At 69.7% G+C, this 16,435-nt stretch carries 9 protein-coding genes; 5 read left to right on the top strand and 4 right to left on the bottom strand.

Annotated elements, in window-relative coordinates:
• Positions 1-83: 83 nt before the first annotated feature.
• Positions 84-2,696: a glycoside hydrolase family 48 protein gene (locus BLQ63_RS15860; protein WP_091037141.1), complete on the bottom strand. Its 2,613-nt coding sequence runs from the start codon at positions 2,694-2,696 to the stop codon at positions 84-86.
• A 589-nt stretch (positions 2,697-3,285) separates the two neighbouring features.
• On the opposite strand from BLQ63_RS15860, the gene BLQ63_RS15855 reads away from it, so the two are divergent.
• The 5 genes from BLQ63_RS15855 (at position 3,286) to BLQ63_RS15835 (ending at position 9,336) form a co-directional block, all read left to right on the top strand.
• Positions 3,286-4,626: an ABC transporter substrate-binding protein gene (locus tag BLQ63_RS15855; protein ID WP_177154963.1), complete on the top strand. Its 1,341-nt coding sequence runs from the start codon at positions 3,286-3,288 to the stop codon at positions 4,624-4,626.
• 307 nt (positions 4,627-4,933) lie between these two features.
• A complete protein-coding gene (locus BLQ63_RS15850) occupies positions 4,934-5,869 on the top strand; it encodes a carbohydrate ABC transporter permease (protein ID WP_091037131.1) in 936 nt (311 codons plus the stop codon).
• Positions 5,866-6,792, top strand: a complete 927-nt coding sequence (locus tag BLQ63_RS15845) for a carbohydrate ABC transporter permease (protein WP_091037128.1) — start codon at positions 5,866-5,868, stop codon at positions 6,790-6,792. Before BLQ63_RS15850 ends, BLQ63_RS15845 begins: the two co-directional genes overlap by 4 nt.
• Positions 6,792-8,213, top strand: coding sequence for a GH1 family beta-glucosidase (locus tag BLQ63_RS15840; RefSeq protein ID WP_091037123.1), 1,422 nt, complete (start codon positions 6,792-6,794; stop codon positions 8,211-8,213). Before BLQ63_RS15845 ends, BLQ63_RS15840 begins: the two co-directional genes overlap by 1 nt.
• 31 nt (positions 8,214-8,244) lie before the next feature.
• Entirely contained in the window at positions 8,245-9,336 is a 1,092-nt protein-coding gene (locus BLQ63_RS15835; RefSeq protein WP_091037119.1) for a LacI family DNA-binding transcriptional regulator, read from the top strand.
• A gap of 56 nt (positions 9,337-9,392) precedes the next feature.
• Here the strand turns inward: BLQ63_RS15835 and BLQ63_RS15830 are convergent, their stop codons facing one another.
• The 3 genes from BLQ63_RS15830 to BLQ63_RS15820 all read right to left on the bottom strand — a co-directional run bounded on the left by BLQ63_RS15830 (position 9,393) and on the right by BLQ63_RS15820 (position 16,161).
• A complete protein-coding gene (locus BLQ63_RS15830; protein ID WP_091037115.1) occupies positions 9,393-11,099 on the bottom strand; it encodes an FG-GAP repeat domain-containing protein in 1,707 nt (568 codons plus the stop codon).
• 69 nt (positions 11,100-11,168) lie between these two features.
• Entirely contained in the window at positions 11,169-12,914 is a 1,746-nt protein-coding gene (locus tag BLQ63_RS15825; RefSeq protein WP_143014938.1) for an FG-GAP repeat domain-containing protein, read from the bottom strand.
• Positions 12,915-13,146: 232 nt separating this feature from the next.
• Positions 13,147-16,161 carry an FG-GAP repeat domain-containing protein gene (locus BLQ63_RS15820; protein ID WP_091037108.1) on the bottom strand — a complete coding sequence of 1,005 codons (3,015 nt, stop codon included), beginning with the start codon at positions 16,159-16,161 and terminating at the stop codon, positions 13,147-13,149.
• Positions 16,162-16,435: the final 274 nt, after the last annotated feature.

Raw genomic sequence — 16,435 nt, 5'->3', positions numbered from 1 at the left:
CGCCGTTCATCGCGTCATATCGGGTGCGGCGCCCGCTGGTCACGGGCGCCGCGCCCTCGGTCTACTCCAGTCGCTCCACTGCCCTACTCGAACAGCGCGGCGTAGGTCTGGAACGCCGTGGCGACCTCGACCTGGTGCCAGTAGCGGTGGTAGTCGAACTCCGGCGGCGCGCCCGTGCAGCCGCCGTCGATGTACGCCTGGACCTGGTCCCAGCCCTCGAACTCCGTCATGAAGGAGCGGGTCTCGATGAACGTGACCCCGTTCTCCAGGACGTCGCCGTTCGGCATGGTGCCGGTCCAGCCCTCGGGGATGTAGACCTCGTCGCCGAAGCGGCAGTAGTCCGCCCGGCCCTCGGTCTGCGTCACGCCGATGCCGTCGTTGACCGCCCACAGGCCGTCCAGCAGGTTCGAAGCGGCCGTCTGCGACGCGGTGTCGCCGGTGGCGGCCGCGTGGTAGGACAGGATCTTCGCGAACGCGCCGGCCACACCCGGGTCCTTGGACATGGTGCTCACCGTGGCGGACAGGCCCGCCCCCGGCTCGCCGTTCCACTCCAGGTCGCCCGGCAGGCTGTAGTCGGTCGCGCTGATCTCGCTCTCCGACAGCGCCCACGCCACCCAGTTGTCCAGCAGCTCGCAGGCGCGGGCCTCACCGGTCTCCATGCAGTACTGCGCGGTGCGGTCCATGCCCCAGACCTGGAAGCCGAACCAGCGGTTCGACGGCGGGTCGTGCCACACGGGCTGCTCGTCGTAGTACAGGCCCTCGTGCTCGGCCGAGGTGGTCGGGGTGCCGTAGTTGCCGCCCCAGTTGTTCGTCGCGCCGCCGGCGATGGCGCCCGCGCCCGGCGAACCGGCCGGAACCTGGAGCCACTCCAGGAACTCCAGCTGTGCGTCCAGGCTCGCGGCCCAGTCCGCCGCAGCGGTCGGCGAGTCGGGGGTCAGCCCGCCCTCGGAGAGGGCGTAAGCGGCCATGGGGTTCTGGTAGCCCTGGTGGACACCGGAACCGCCGATGCGGAACGACCAGTCGCCGTTCGCGCCCGCGCCCCATGAGTAGTACCAGCTCATCAGGTAGTGGAACGAGTTCTTCCCGGTGCCGTCGGCGCAGTTCTCGATGCCGATGCAGTCGCCGTCGATCTGCTTGAAGTACTTGTCCGCCATGGCGTACCGCAGGTAGTCGCCCATCTTGGAGGCGTTCTCCAGAGACCCGGAGATCTCCGAGGCCTGACCCTGCTCCTCGGCCCACTGCTGGGCCATCCACGCGACCTGGACGGCGCGCGCGTCGGCGTCGGGGGCGTTGGTGTAGCGCTCCTGCTGGGAGTACGCCTCGTCGCCCACGAACAGGTCGAGGAAGCCGTTCGGGCCGCCGAAGTCGAAGGTCTCGCACGACGGGTGCGCGACCGTCTCCCACGTCGACTCCTGCGAGCCGCGCTGGAACGTGTTCATGTACGCGGGCTCGGTGGTCCCGTCGCCGCACTCGCCGAAGCCGTAGGCGTTGTCCACGTCCAGGATCCAGTGCATGCCGTAGATCTGGTTGTTCCCGTAGGTGGAGCGCAGCTCCGCGCCGAGCGGGTCGGTGCCCACCGGGGCGTCGAAGTCGATCTGCGTCGGGTAGGCGTCCACGCTGTCCGCTTCGGGAGCGTAGGAGGCCGGGGAGTTCGGGTCGTAGTTGGTCGGGTTGAGGTCCGGGATCGCGTACTGCTCGGTCACGTCCCAGGCGTTGTTGTAACCCGACCAGTCACCGGTGACCTGGCCGTAGGCGGCCTCGAGCCACATCAGGTAGCTCAGCGCCTCCGAGGTGGTCTCGTGGCCGTAGTCGGGCGCCTCGACGATGAGCTCCTCCACCGAGTGGTAGGGGACGCCCGTCTCGTGCAGGTACGGCGAGTCGGCGCCGGCGAGCTGGTCGTACAGCGTGAGGAAGCGCTCCTCGTTCTGCGTGACCTCGCCGAGGTCGGCGACCGTGACCGTCACCGGCAGCGGGTCGTAGCCGGGAGCGGAGACCGTGAAGACGGCCGACTCGCCCGGTTCGGCGTTCGCACTGGCGCTGAAGGTGACCGGCTTGGTGGCGGTGGCGCCCGCCGCGAAGGCGAGCGAGCCGCCCGAGGCCACCGTGAGGTCGGTGGAGCCGGAGGTGCGGGAGGTGGTCACCGTGGCCGCGGCGGTGGTGGCGGCCGAGAAGCCGACGTCGATCGAGGCGGTCGAGCCGGCGTCGACGACGACGTTCGCGCGCGAGACCTCGAGCTCGGGTTCTACCGGCTCCTCGGAGCCGTCGCAGGACTCGCCGTTGACAGTGATGCCGGTCGGCGCGGTGGCCGGGCCCGAGCCGATGAAGCCGAAGACCTCGCGGGTCTGTCCGGCGGCGACCGTGCCGTTCCAGCCGACGTCAGAGCCGGTGAAGCCGGTGCCGCTCTGGCTCCAGTCGACGTTCCACGCGCTGGTCACGCTGGTGCCGGCCGGGAAGTCCCATTCGATGTCCCAGCCGCTGAGGCCCGCGTCGCCCGCGGTGAGGATGACGTTGGCCTGGAAGCCTGAGCCCCAGCTGGAGACGACCTTGTATTCGAGGCCGCCGCAGTACTGCGCGGCGAACGCCTGGGGTGCGGCCACGGCTGCGAAGGTGCCGACGAGGGCGACCGGCAGCGTCACCGCCGCGGCGCGGCGCCATCGGCGCCGCCTGGCCGGCGGGGCCGGAGTGTCGAGATCCATTATGGCTACTCCTGAGAGTGGTCGGTCACGGCGATGCGCGCAGGCCGCAGATTAGCGGTCACGGCGATGCGAGCGAGCCGTAGATTAGCGTGGTATGTCCGTTTTCATGGGAGCGCTCATGCCGGGTTCGTGGTCGTTGAATCGCACGAGTGGAACGAAACGGACCGTAATGCGGAAGCGCTCCCAGGCCATGTTCCCAAGGTCCGTCCCGATATGTCAATACATTGATATCTCTAAATTTCTTCGTGGACCTGCCGATGTACCCCCAGCCGGCAAATATTTTGCCAGCTCAACGTCTTGTTGATCCCGAATCACAGTTATGGATCTGCGACCTTCGATTCTTGTCGGCCGCCCGGCAGGATTACAAGCAAGTAACGACCCTCACATCCGGACTTGCGTCATGGAACACGCTCCCGTACGATCCTGGTATCGCTCCCAAGAGCGATCGCCTCGGCGGTTTCAGTCCGCGGGCCGCCGCGCACTCTCGGCGGCCCGCACCCCGGGCGCTCTGCACGACAACACCATCGATTCCCTCAACCCCTCTGTAAGCACACGGCGCCGCCGAGGCGCCTGGAAGGAACCAGCAAAGATGCATCTCCTCAAACGACAGCACGGCAAGGCGGCCCTCGCGGCCGCCGCCGCGGGGGCGCTCGCGCTCACCGCCGCCTGCTCGGGCGGCGGCGACGAAGAGACCGGCCTGACCGAGGACGGCAAGATCGAGCTCACCGTCTCCCTCTTCGGCACCTTCGGGTACACCGAAGCCGGGCTCGAGGCCGAGTACGAGGCCCTCCACGACGACGTCGACGTGGTCCTCGAAGGCGACGGCGTCAACTGGGACGCCGAATTCCGGCCCACGCTGGAGACCTCGCTGGAGACCGGCTCGGGCGCCGGCGACGTGGTCGGCATCGAAGAGCAGGGCGTCGTCCAGCTCTTCTCCAACCCCGACCACTGGTACGACCTCGGCACCGACTACGCCGACCGCTCGGCCGACTACGTCGACTGGAAGTGGGAGCTCGGACAGAGCCCCGACGGCACGCAGGTCGGCTTCGGCACCGACGTCGGCGGCATGGGCATGTGCTACCGCAAGGACCTCTTCGAGGCGGCCGGGCTTCCCACCGACCGCACCGAGCTCGCCGCCGCGTGGGCGGACTGGGACGGCTTCAAGGCCCTCGCCCAGCAGTACGTCGACGCCGACACCGGCGTGGCCTTCCTCGACGGCCCGACCCAGCTGCAGAACATGCTCCTGGGCCAGCTCGCCGGCCAGAACGACGGCGAGATGTACGTCGACGCCGACGGCAACCTGACCCTCGAGTCCCCCGCGGCTCAGGAGTCGGTCGCCACCGTGCTCGAGCTCAACGAGATGGGCGCCATCGGCAACTTCGTCTCCTGGAGCGAAGAGTGGATCGCCGCCCAGGCCGAGGGCGGCTTCGCCGTCATGCCGTGCCCGGGCTGGATGCCCTCCGGTGTCATCGAGCCCAACTCGGGCCCGGACAACGCCGGCAAGTGGGACATGGCCGCGGCTCCCGGCGTCGCCGGCAACTGGGGCGGTTCGTGGCTGGCGGTCCCCGCCACCAGCCAGCACCCCGAGGAGGCCGCCGAACTGGCCGCGTGGCTGAGCGCCCCCGAGCAGCAGGTCAAGGTCTTCGAGGCCGTCGGCAACTTCCCGTCCTCCCCTGAGGCGCAGGCGGACCCGAAGGTCGCCGACTCCACCAACGCGTACTTCAGCGACGCCCCGACCGGCCAGATCCTGGCCGCCTCGGTCCAGAGCTTCCCGCCGCTGACCTACTCGTACTACCACCCGCCGGTGAAGGGCGCGGTCGAGACGGTCCTCAACGGCGTCGTCGACGGCACCTTCGAGTCCGACGAGGTGTGGGACCAGATCCAGTCCTCAGCCGAGGAAGCGATCCAACTCGCAGGAAGCGGGCTCTAAGCTCCTCCCGCGGGTCCGGACCGGCGGCACCTGCCGCCGCCGGTCCGGCCCCCGGGTCCAGCGCCGGAAGGCCCGCACGGGCCGACCCCGCTGAGCCCAGTGCCGCCGGGCCGAGACCGAGCGGCGCCCCGTTGCCCGGCATCGGGACGCCGCACCGCCCCAGGACCGGTCTCCACCCCCTCCCGGCGGCACCGTGTCGGCCCGCCGCGCCCCAACCCGCGGCGGGCCGGCTCCCTCGAAAGCCGTACCCGCGCCCCTCCCGATGAGCCGCACGAAAGCGCTCACCAGGACAGCAAGGAAGTCCCGAATGACCACCGAAACCGCGGCCAAGGCCACCAAATGGCGGCTCCGGCTCTCACGCGCCGACGTCAAGGCCACCCCGTACGCGCTCGTCTCGCCGTACTTCATCCTCTTCACGATCTTCGGCCTGTTCCCGATGGGGTACACGCTGTACGCCTCGCTGCACAGCTGGAAGCTCGGCGGCGCCGACCGGGAGTACGTGGGACTGGAGAACTACAAGTTCCTCCTGTTCGAGTACGACCGCTTCAACTGGTCGGTCTTCAACACCCTCGGCATGTTCCTGCTCGCGACCGTCCCGCAGCTGGTGTGCGCGCTCATGGTCGCCAACGCCCTCAACAAGAAGCTCAAGCGCCCGATGCTGTGGCGCATGCTCATCCTCGCCCCCATCGTGACGTCCGTGGTCGCCGTCGGCGTCATCTTCGCCCGCATCTGGGGCCAGGAGTACGGCATGGTCAACGGCTTCCTCGACCTCATCGGCATGGAGAAGGTCGACTGGGAGGGCGCCCGGTGGAGTTCCTGGATCGCCATCTCGTCCATGGTCGACTGGCGCTGGATGGGCTACAACGCCCTGATCTTCCTGGCCGCCATGCAGACCATCCCGCGCAACCTCTACGAGGCCGCCACGGTCGACGGCGCCACGCCCCGCCAGCAGTTCTGGCAGATCACCGTCCCCCAGCTCAAGCCGGTCATCATCTTCACCGTCTTCGTCTCCTCCGTCGGCGGCATGACCATGTTCGTCGAGCCGATGATGTTCGACTCCGGCCGGCTCCTCGGCGGCACCGACGGCCAGTTCCAGACCACCGCGATGGTCCTGGTCGACATCCTTCGCACGCACGGCAACTACGGCGTCTCGGCCGCCACCGGATGGCTCCTGTTCATCGTGATCGGCATCGTCGCGGCCATCAACTTCCTCGTCGTCAACCGCATCCAGGGGAACAAATGAGCACCGCAACCGCGCCCCGCCCCGTCCAGGCCGACGCCCCCGGCCAGGCGAAGCCGCCGCGCCGCAAGAAGCGCCGCGAGGTCGAGTCCGGCGAGGGCGTCTACGCGCCCACCGTGCTGACCCGGCTCGGCCTCCTCGCCGTCGCCGCCCTCTCGATCTTCCCGCTGTACTGGATGATCGTCATCGCCTCGACCACCACCTCGAACGCCGCCGGCTTCCCCCCGGCCCTCCTCCCGGGCCCCAACCTCCTCGAGAACCTCCAGCAGGCCCTCACCGACCCCGAGGCCAACCTCCTGCTGGGCCTGCGCAACTCGATGATCATCACCGGCATCGTCACGTTCTCGGTCGTGCTCATCTCCACCCTCGGCGGCTTCGCGTTCGCCAAGCTCAAGTTCCGCGGATCCAAGTTCCTCATGGGCACGGTCCTGTTCTCGATGATGGTGCCGCTCCAGCAGCTCGGCATCGTCCCGCTGTACATCGTCATGGTCGAGCTCCAATGGCTCGACACGCTCCAGGCGGTCATCCTGCCGTTCCTGATCAACGGGTTCGGGATCTTCATGATGCGCCAGTACGTGGAGCAGGCCGTACCCGACGAGATCATCGAGGCCGCCCGCATCGACGGCGCCTCCACCCTCGGCATCTGGTGGCGGATCGTGCTCCCGGCCCTGCGCCCCGCGATGGTGGTCCTCGCGCTGCTCACCTTCATGCTCAACTGGAACGAATTCCTGTGGCCGTTCATGGTGCTCAGCGGCGAGAACCCGACCATCCAGCTCGCCATCCGGCAGCTGTCAACCGCGACGTGGTCAGCGGACCTGTCGATGATCTTCACCGGCACGTTGATCTCGATCATTCCCATCGCGATCCTGTTCGTCGTGTTCGGACGGCAGATCGTGAGCGGCATCATGGAAGGTTCCTCCAAGTAATGAGCAACGAATTCGAAGGGGACGCGCTCGCGTCCCGGTTCCCAACCGGCTTCACCTGGGGGGCGGCCACGTCCTCCTACCAGGTCGAGGGATCCACCGAAGCCGACGGGCGCGGCCTGTCCATCTGGGACGCGTTCGTGAACGAACCGGGCCGGGTGGTCGACGGCTCGAACGGCGACACCGCCATCGACTCCTACCGCAACATCGCCGGGGACGTCGCCGCCATCAAGGCCTTGGGCCTCAACAGCTACCGGTTCTCCCTGTCGTGGCCCCGGATCTGCCCCGACGGGGACGGCCGTGTCAACGCCAAGGGCCTCGCCTACTACTCCGACCTCGTCGACGCCCTCCTCGCCGAGGGCATCACCCCCTGGATCACCCTCTACCACTGGGACCTCCCGCAGGCCCTGGAGGACGCCGGCGGCTGGCCCGAGCGCGCCACCGCGACGCGCTTCGGCGAGTTCGCGTCGATCGCTCACCGCGCCCTCGGCGACCGCGTCAAGCACTGGATCACCGTCAACGAGCCGTGGTGCGCGGCGTTCCTCGGCTACTCCTCGGGCGAGCACGCCCCCGGACGCCGCGAACCCGCCGCCTCCATCGCCGCGGCCCACCACCTCATGCTCGCCCACGGCCTCGCCTCGCGCGCCATCAAGGCCGCCGACCCCGAGGCGACCGTGAGCATCGGGCTGAACTTCTACCCGATCCACGCCGCCAGCGAGGCCCCCGTCGACCTCGACGCCGCGCGCCGGGTCGACGGCGTCCAGAACCGCTGGTTCACCGAGGCGGCCCTGCGCGGGGCCTACCCCGAGGACGTCGTCGAGGACTTCAAGGCCATCACCGACTTCTCGTTCATCCTCGACGGCGACCTGGAGACCATCCACGCCCCCGTCGACGTCCTGTCGGTGAACTACTACAGCCGCTTCACCGTCACCGGCAACGGCGGCGCCACCTCCGCCTCCGCGGCCCCCACCGGCGCGGGCTCGGCCTGGCCGGCCAACGAGCACATCGGGTTCGTCCCCGCCGGGCTCCCGGTCACCGACATGGGCTGGGAGATCGAACCCGCCGGGCTCACCGAGATGCTCACCCGCCTCCACGCCGGCTACCCCGACGTGGCCCTCGCGGTCACCGAGAACGGCGCCGCGTTCCCCGACAAGCTCGAGGACGGGCGCGTGCACGACCCCGAGCGGCTCGACTACGTGCAGGGCCACCTCGCCGCCTGCGCCGACGCCGTCGAGGCCGGAGTCCCGCTCGTGGGCTACTTCGCCTGGTCGCTGGCCGACAACTTCGAGTGGGCCTGGGGCTACACCAAGCGGTTCGGGCTGGTCTACGTCGACTTCGAGACCGGAGAACGCACGGTCAAGGACTCCGGGCGCTGGTACGGCGACCTGGTGCGACGCGCCCGTTCGAATCGTGAGGCAGAATAGTTCCACGCGACGATGCCCGAGGTGATGCACGATGACCGATACCCGAACTGAGGTGCCCGACGAGCCGACGGCGGCCGCCGGGAGGGGCGAGCGCTCCGGACGCAGGCGCAGCGGCGGCCGGCCCACGCTCGACACCGTCGCCCGGCACGCGGGTGTCGGCAGGGGCACGGTCTCGCGCGTCATCAACGGCTCCCCCAAAGTCGCCGAGGACACCAGGGCCGCGGTCCTGGCCGCGATCAAGGAGCTGGGGTACGTCCCCAACCAGGCGGCCAGGACCCTCGTCACCCAGCGGACCGACACGGTGGCGCTGGTCGTCACCGAGTCCCAGGAGTGGCTCTGGAGCGAACCGTTCTTCGCGGGGGTGCTGCGCGGGATCACCGAGCAGCTCGCCGAGGAGAACATGCGGCTGATGCTGACCTTCGCGCCCCGGGACGGCAACCGCGCCGACCTGGAGTCGTACCTGATGGGCCAGCACGTCGACGGCGTCATGATGGTCTCCAGCCACTCGGGCGACCCGCTGCCCGAGCGGCTGGAGGACGCCGGCATCCCGATCGTCCTGTGCGGCACGCCCGTGGGCTTCCGCCCGATCGCGTACGTCGACTGCGACAACCGCTCGGGCGCGAGGCAGGCCGTGGAGTACCTGGCCGAGCGCGGCCACCAGCGCATCGGGCTGATCGCGGGCCCGCAGGACATGGCGGTGGGCGTCGACCGCCTCAACGGCTACCGGGACGGCCTCAGGGGCCACCGGCTGCCGGTCGAGGACGGCCTGGTCTCGGTCGCGGAGGGCTTCGACGAGGCGAGCGGCATCAAGGCCGCCCGCCACCTGTTCGACACCGCCGGGCACCTGGACGCGGTCTTCGCCAACTCCGACCCGCTCGCGATCGCGACGCTGCGCGTGGCGCGCGAGCGGGGCATCAGGGTCCCCGAGGACCTGGCGCTGATCGGCTTCGACGACTCGCCGCTGGCGGAGGTCGCCGAACCGCCGCTGACGACGGTGCACCAGCCGACCGAGACGATGGGCCGCGAGATGGCCCGCCTCCTGTGCGGCCGCATCCGCGGCGAGGAGGCGGGACCGCTGGTGACGATCCTCGGCACGAGGATCGTCGTCAGGCAGTCCGCTTAAGACGCAGTGAGGAAGGGCCCGGCTCCGAGTGGAGCCGGGCCCTTCCTCGTTGCAGCTCAGGCGATGAACTTGATCGAGTTCCAGCCGGTGCCGTTCTGGGTGCGCGTGCCGTAGCCGCCGGCGCCGTCGCCCTTGTACAGGTACAGGGCCCCGTCGGACTTGCGGCGGGCGATCCAGTCGGCGTGCCCGTCGCCGTTGAAGTCCCCGACGGCGGCCGCCTGGTCGTAGCCGACCCAGTTGCAGCTCTTCTTGACCCCGGGCTTCACCGTCCCGTTCCCGCGGCCGCCGTAGAAGTACATGCAGTTGTCGGAGCTGCGGATCGCGATGACGTCGGCGTGCCCGTCGTGGTCGAGGTCGCCGACCGAGGTGATCTCGCGCATCGCGTTCCAGCCGGTGCCGATCTTCACGCGGGTGCCGACCCGGCCCTCCCCGTTGCCCGGGTACAGCCACAGGTAGCCGGTGGACTTCTCGCGGGCGACGATGTCGGTCTTCCCGTCGCCGTTGAAGTCGTGCCCGGACACGATGGCGCTCATGGAGTTCCAGCCGCGGCCGACATTGAGGATCTGGCCGAAGCCGGTGCCGCCGGCGTTGTTGCCGGTGTGGAGGTCCAGGATCCCGTCGGTGTAGCGGACGAGGAGGTCGGGGATCTCGTCCCCGTTCAGGTCGCCCGCCGACTCGACGAGGTTCATGCCGTCGATCAGGAAGCCCGCGTCGCGGCGCGGGCCGAAGAATCCGGTGCCGGTCCCGGGGTAGAGGCTCAGGTCCGTCGGGGTGGCGGTCCTGACCGTGTAGAGGTCGGCGGTGTAGTCCTGGTCGTAGTCGTACGTGTGGTCGAACGCGGACGCGGGCAGGCGGTAGGCGTTCCCGTTGTTCGCAAGGCGGGTCTTGTATCGCCCGTTGCCGTAGCCGTCGCCCTCCAGCAGCAGGAGCTCCCCGGACTGGAGGCCGATCGCGATGAAGTCCTGGTTGCCGTCCTCGTTCCGGTCCCCGGCCGCGACCACCTGGCTGAACCGGGTCGGGTCGTCGGAGGAGTACAGCGAGCCCGCGGTGTAGGAGGGGTACGGGTCGAATCCGCCTTCGCCGTCGGAGTGCAGGCTCAGGTAGTAGCCGGAGGAGTAGCTGTGGAGCAGCAGGACCGGTCCGTAGCCGTGGTCGACGGTGGTCATGCCGTCGAACACGGCCCACCCGGTGCCGAGGTCCTCGTCGACCTCGGTCAAGGACCGGGCGCCGAACGTCCCGTCGCCTCGGCCGGGGTGGAAGTAGAGCTGTCCGTCGGACTTGCGGACCGCGTAGAGGTCGAGGTGGCCGTCGCCGTCGAAGTCGCCGGCGGCGCTGAAGGCGACCATGGTGTTCCAGCCGCCGCCGACCGGGATCCGGGTTTCGAAGCCGCCGCTGCCGTCGCCCGGGTAGGAGTAGAGGTCGCCGGTCCTGGCGTCCCTCGCCAGGAGGTCGGGGGTGCCGTCCTCGGTGAGGTCCCCGGCCATGGCGATGTCCATGTGGGCCCAGCCGCTTCCCCTGGAGACCGGGGCGGGGAGGGTCTCTGCGCCGTTGCCCGCGGAGAAGAGCAGGTGGCCGTCGGACTTGCGGACCATGTAGAGGTCCTGGAAGCCGTCGCCGTTGTAGTCGTAGTGGTCGCCCGCGGACACGGCGGCGTGCGCCGGGACGGCGGCCTGCGAGGCGAGGAGGGCCGCGCCGAAGAGCATCGCGGCCGAGGCCGCGATCCGCTCGACGACGCGCCGCTTCGGGCGGGAGCTCTGGTTCATGTGCGGTCCTGTGGTTGTCAAGGGGGTTGCCGGCGGTCGGCCGCGGCGCGGTCCCGGGGAGCCGGCCGGTCAGGCGATCAGGTTGACCCAGGTCCAGTCGTCGATGAGGACGGACGTCGCCTGGTAGTCGCCCTTGCCGTCGCCGTGGTGCAGGTACGTGCGGCCGTCCGAGCCGCGGCGGGCGATCCAGTCCGCGTGGCCGTCGAGGTTGAAGTCGCCGACCGACGCGAAGCTCTGGATGCCCGAGAACCCGCAGCCGATCTTGACCCCCGCCTTGAGCGTCCCGTTCCCCCTCCCGCTGTAGCGGTACAGGCAGTTCTCGGAACTGCGGACCGCGAGGAGGTCGGCGTGGCCGTCGTTGTCGAGGTCGCCGACCGCGATGAGGTCGCGCATCGAATTCCAGCCGGTGCCGATCTTCACGCGCGGGCCGACTTTTCCGGTCCCGCGGCCCGGATAGAGCCACAGGTAGCCCGTGGACTTCTCGCGGGCGATGATGTCGACGTGTCCGTCGCCGTTGAAGTCGTGGCCGGACACGATGGCGCTCATCGTGTTCCAGCCGGTGCCGACCCGGGTCCGGGTCGCTCCGGCGCTGGCCCCGTCGCCGAGGTAGGCGTACAGGTTGCCGGAGGAGTCGCGGGCGAGGAGGTCGGAGAAGCCGTCCGAGGTGAGGTCGCCGGCGGTCTCGAGGAGCGTCATGTTCTTGAACCCGGTCCCCCACGACTCGGAGGGCCACCAGGAGCCGTGCTGGATGCCCAGCGTCGAGACGATCCCGTCGGCGTTGCGGTAGACGGTCTCCGAGACGCCGTTGCCGTCGTAGTCGTAGGTGCGGTCGGTGTCTGTGGAGGCCAGGCGCATGTCGCCCCAGCCGTCGTCGATGACCACCGGTGTGCGCAGCGGGCGGGCGGTGCCCTCGGTCTCGGAGAACGAGACCGTGTGGAGCTCCAGTTCACCGGTGCGCGAGTCGATGCCGACCACGTCCGGGATGCCGTCGCCGTCGAAGTCGCCGACCGGGGCGACCTGGGTGTACCGGGTGGAGGTGCCCTGGCCGAGGGAGCCGTCGAGCACCGAGTCGGCGTTCTGCTTCTGCGTCTCCCCTTCGCCGGAGACCATGACGTACCGTCCCGACGTCTCCCGGATGAGGAGTTCGTCCCTGCCCCAGGAGTCGGGGTCGCCCACCGTGATCAGCGTGTCGGCGTCGTCCCAGCCCCGGTAGTTGTCGTCGGCGAGGTATCGGGTGCCGAAGGCGCCGTTGCCCTTGCCCTGGTACAGGTAGAGCTTCCAGTCGGCTTTCCGCACGGCGTACAGGTCCAGGTGGCCGTCGTTGTTGAAGTCGCCTGCGGAGGCGATCAGGCTGATGCCGTTCCAGCTGGTGCCGGCGGTGATGCGCGAGCTGAAGCCCCCGGCCCCGTCGCCCGGATAGGTGTAGAGCGTCCCGGTCCGGTTGTCGCGGGCCAGCAGGTCCGGGTTCCCGTCGCCGGTCAGGTCGCCGGGCGTGACGATGTCCCTTCCGCCCCAGCCCGATCCGAGGGAGACCGCCGCGTCGAAGGTGGCGTCGCCGTTGCCCGCGTAGAACAGCAGGTTCCCGTCGGATTCGCGCACCGCCAACAGGTCCTGGAAGCCGTCGCCGTCGAAATCGTTCAGGGACGCGGTGTCCGCGGTCTGGGCGCGACCGGTCGTGTCGCCTGGGACGGGGGAGGCCCCGGCGGCGGGGGCGACGGTGGCGGCCAGCAGCGCCAAGCCGAAGGCGGCGGCCGAAGCCGACGCCGTTCGACGGAGCGCAGCGGCACGCGGCTCAGGGGAGGCAGCTCGGTTCATACAGTTGTCCTGGGGGTCGTCGAGGGGTCATGGATCGCCGTAGGGAGGCGTCGACTGCACGTGGCCGGAAGCCGACGCGTTGCAATCGTTTCCCCATTGTAGGCGGAGCGGCCGCGGTGCGGGGTCCGCTGAACGACGGACGAGGCCGACAACGGCGGGGGCCCGCCCGACGAATGACGTCGGGCGGGCCCTGATTCGTTGCCGCCGAACGGGTCGCGCTCGGCAAGGCGTCCTATGCGAGGTAGCTCATGGTGTTCCAGCCGGTGCCGACGATCTTGCGGCTGCCGAAGCCGCCGCTCCCGTTGCCGTAGTACAGGTACAGGGCCCCGTCGGACTGGCGGCGGGCGAGCCAGTCGGCGTGCCCGTCGCGGTTGAAGTCGCCGGTGCCGGTGACCTGGTCGTACCCGACCCAGTTGCAGCTGACCTGGACGCCGCCCGCCACGGTGCCGTTGCCGCGGCCCGCGTACAGGTACAGGCAGTTGTTCGAGGACCTGATGGCGAGCACGTCGGCGAAGCCGTCGTGGTTGAGGTCGCCCACCGAGGAGATCTCGCGCATCCCGTTCCAGCCGGTGCCGATCTTCACCCGCGACTCGAACGTGCCGTTGCCACGGCCCTTGTAGAGGTACAGGTACCCGGTCGACGACTGGCGGGCGATCAGGTCGTCCTTGCCGTCGCTGTTGAAGTCGTGGCCGCCGGTGATGTAGGACATCCCGTTCCAGCCCGTGCCGGACCGGATCCCGGTGGTGAAGCCGATCTCGCCGTTGTCGAGCCCCGGGGCGATCCACAGCTCGCCGTTCGAAGCGCGGTACAGGAAGTCGGTGCGCCCGTCGGAGGTGTAGTCGCCGCCCGCCGACGCCGCGGTGATGCCGCCGCAGTCGTCGCACATGTTCCAGCGCGACCCGATCCCGGCGCCCGTCCCCCAGTACAGGAGGACGTCCTTGTTCGTCTTGTGGTGCGCGATGAGGTCGCTGAAGCCGTCGTAGTCGTAGTCGTACGTGCGGTCGAGCTGCACCACGGGGAGGCGGAGGGTGTTCCAGCCGGAGCCGATGACCGTGCCGGTGACGGTGGTCGGCTGCTCCGGGTTGAAGCTGCGCCGCACCAGTTGCCCGGTCTTGAGGTCGGCGGAGACGATGTCGGCCTTGCCGTCGCCGGTCAGGTCCCCCGCGCCGACGACCTGGTCGTAGCGGCGCGTGTAGACCCAGTCGTACAGCGACTGGTCGAGCTCGTGGACCTCGCCGGTGGACGTGTAGACGTAGTAGCGGCCGTCAAAGTTCCAGCGGCTCAGGAACTCGTCGAAGCCGTCGCCGTCGAGGTCGCCGACCGAGCTGAGGACGTCCATGCCGTCCCAGAACTCGCTCCACGCCTCGCGGGCGCCGAACTTGCCGTTGCCCAGGCCCGGGTAGTAGTACATGTTGCCGTCCGCGAAAGCGGTCGCGAAGATGTCGGGGTGGCCGTCGCCGTCGAAGTTGCCGACGGAGATCTGCCCCATCGCGCCCCAGCCGGTGCCGACGGTGATCCGGCTCTTGAAGCCGCCCTTGCCGTCGCCCGGGTAGGTGTAGAGCGTCCCGGTCTTGTTGTCGCGGGCGACGAAGTCCGGCAGGTCGTCGCCGGTCAGGTCGCCGCCCATGACGATGTCGTACTTGCCCCAGCCGGTGCTGACGGCGCTCGCGTTCGCGTACTTCCCCGAACTGGTGCCCTTGTAGAGCACGAGCGCCCCGTCCGTCCTGCGGACGGTCAGCAGGTCCTCGTAGCCGTCCTGGTCGTAGTCGTAGCGCGCCTCGGTGGCGTTGTTGTAGACGAGCGCGAAGTCGCTGGAGAAGTCGCCTTCGAAGTCGTCGCCCTCGCGGCCCGCACCGATCTCGACGGCGCCCTGGTAGGCGGTGGTGTCGGTGAGCTTCACCGTGAAGGTGAACTCGGCGGACTCACCGGGCTCGAAACCGTCGATGGCGCAGGCGAAGTCGAACCACTCCAGGCCGGTGTACACGATCGAGTCGTAGACCGCGTCGAGTTCGTCGGCGCCGTGGCACTCCCAGACCCCCTCGCCGTCGCTGTCGACGCGCACCAGCTCGGTGCCCTCGGGCAGCTGCGCGCGGGCCAGGTACGTGTCGCCGGCGGGGTGGAGGTCGTCGGCCGCGGCCGGGCCGTCGTTGGTGAACGTGGTGGTGACGGTGGTCGTGTCGCCGACCTCGCCGTCCAGCTCGATCTCCTCGGCGGTGAGGTCGTAGTGGTTCTCCTCGGTGGTGAGCTCGACCAGGCCCCAGTAGTAGCCGATGGAGTCCTCGGCGCCGTCGAAGCCTTCGGACGCCGCGGTGAGCCCGATGGCGTTGCCGGTGTCCTCGAACGGGAAGTCGTACTCGCTCGCCAGCGTCTCGGCATTGACGGTCTCGACGCTGTAGCGGCAGCTGCACACCGCCAGCGGGCCGACCACGTCGTCGTCGATCGCGTAGCCGACCGAGTCGGTGAGGGTCAGGAACTGCCCCTTGGCGTCCGCGAAGTCGGTGATGACGCACACCACGCCGGGGTCGGCGGAGTCGGCGACGTTCATGCAGTTGTCGTAGTCGGCGAACGCGGTGGCCAGACCCGAGGGGTCGATGCCGAGCCTGGGCAGTGCGTCGGTGAACGAGACGATCACGGCCGCGGCGGTGGGGGTCAGGTCGAGGTCCTGGTAGAACACGGGGTTCACCGCGGCGGTGCCGCCGCCGGTGACGTCCGTGACGGCGACGCCCCCGTGGACGTACGGGTTGTGGACGTCGTACGTGGACACCACCTCGAAGGCGGTGGTCCGGGACGCGACCTCGGTGCCGTCGATGGTGACCGTGAGCGTGTAGTCGAAGGTCTCGTCCTCGGCGCTGGCGACCGCGCCCAGGTCGAAGCCGAACGCGGTGCTCGCGTCGGCCTCGTCGTCGGCGCAGTGCACCCGGTAGGCGGTGGCGGCGTCGCAGGCGGCGTCGGCCGAGGTCAACTGCACGACCTCGGCGCTGCCCTCGATGACGAGTTCGGCGGCGACGGCGTGCGTCGCGTCCTCGGAGCCTGGGGCGGGGGTGTAGTCGACGGTGATCGAGCCGGGGGCGCTCGCGCCCGCGGTGACGATGGGACTGAGGGTGAGGTTGACGACGGGATCGCCGGTGATGCCGGGGACCGCTGCCGCGGACGGGGCCGCGAACGCGGCCGCGACGACGGCTCCGATGGCCGCCGCGGCGGCCAGGCGCGTGCCGGCCCGCCGGACCCGGGGGGAGTCGAGGGACATTGAGCTCCTTGTTCAATTAGGGCAGAGGGGTTCTCGAGGGTGCTGGAAGGGACCAGCGGTGTGTACACGCCTGGCCGGTGGAACCGGTTGCAGACGCGCGGTGCGGGGATTGCGGCGGACCGCGGGGCGCCCCGGCGGCGTGGGCGGCGCGTCCCGGGGACGGACCGGCGGCACCGCCCCGTCCGGCCCTGCCGCGCTCGTCCCGACGGCCCTGTCGACCGGTAGACTACCGGCCAGTAACATGTATCGTGATCGGGAACACCGCTCCGTCGAG

Source organism: Glycomyces harbinensis, assembly GCF_900101745.1.
GTDB classification, from domain to species: domain Bacteria; phylum Actinomycetota; class Actinomycetes; order Mycobacteriales; family Micromonosporaceae; genus Glycomyces; species Glycomyces harbinensis.
Note: the sequence above shows the minus strand (reverse complement) of the source record. Positions and strands in the feature narration are given on the sequence as shown.

Excerpts from the sequence above, each read along its gene's own strand:
- BLQ63_RS15855 (WP_177154963.1), top strand. The coding sequence starts at position 3,286 with ATGCATCTCCTCAAACGACAGCACGGCAAGGCGGCCCTCGCGGCCGCC.
- BLQ63_RS15830 (WP_091037115.1), bottom strand. The coding sequence starts at position 11,099 with ATGAACCAGAGCTCCCGCCCGAAGCGGCGCGTCGTCGAGCGGATCGCG.
- BLQ63_RS15840 (WP_091037123.1), top strand. The coding sequence starts at position 6,792 with ATGAGCAACGAATTCGAAGGGGACGCGCTCGCGTCCCGGTTCCCAACC.
- BLQ63_RS15860 (WP_091037141.1), bottom strand. The coding sequence starts at position 2,696 with ATGGATCTCGACACTCCGGCCCCGCCGGCCAGGCGGCGCCGATGGCGC.
- BLQ63_RS15835 (WP_091037119.1), top strand. The coding sequence starts at position 8,245 with ATGACCGATACCCGAACTGAGGTGCCCGACGAGCCGACGGCGGCCGCC.
- BLQ63_RS15850 (WP_091037131.1), top strand. The coding sequence starts at position 4,934 with ATGACCACCGAAACCGCGGCCAAGGCCACCAAATGGCGGCTCCGGCTC.
- BLQ63_RS15825 (WP_143014938.1), bottom strand. The coding sequence starts at position 12,914 with ATGAACCGAGCTGCCTCCCCTGAGCCGCGTGCCGCTGCGCTCCGTCGA.
- BLQ63_RS15820 (WP_091037108.1), bottom strand. The coding sequence starts at position 16,161 with ATGTCCCTCGACTCCCCCCGGGTCCGGCGGGCCGGCACGCGCCTGGCC.
- BLQ63_RS15845 (WP_091037128.1), top strand. The coding sequence starts at position 5,866 with ATGAGCACCGCAACCGCGCCCCGCCCCGTCCAGGCCGACGCCCCCGGC.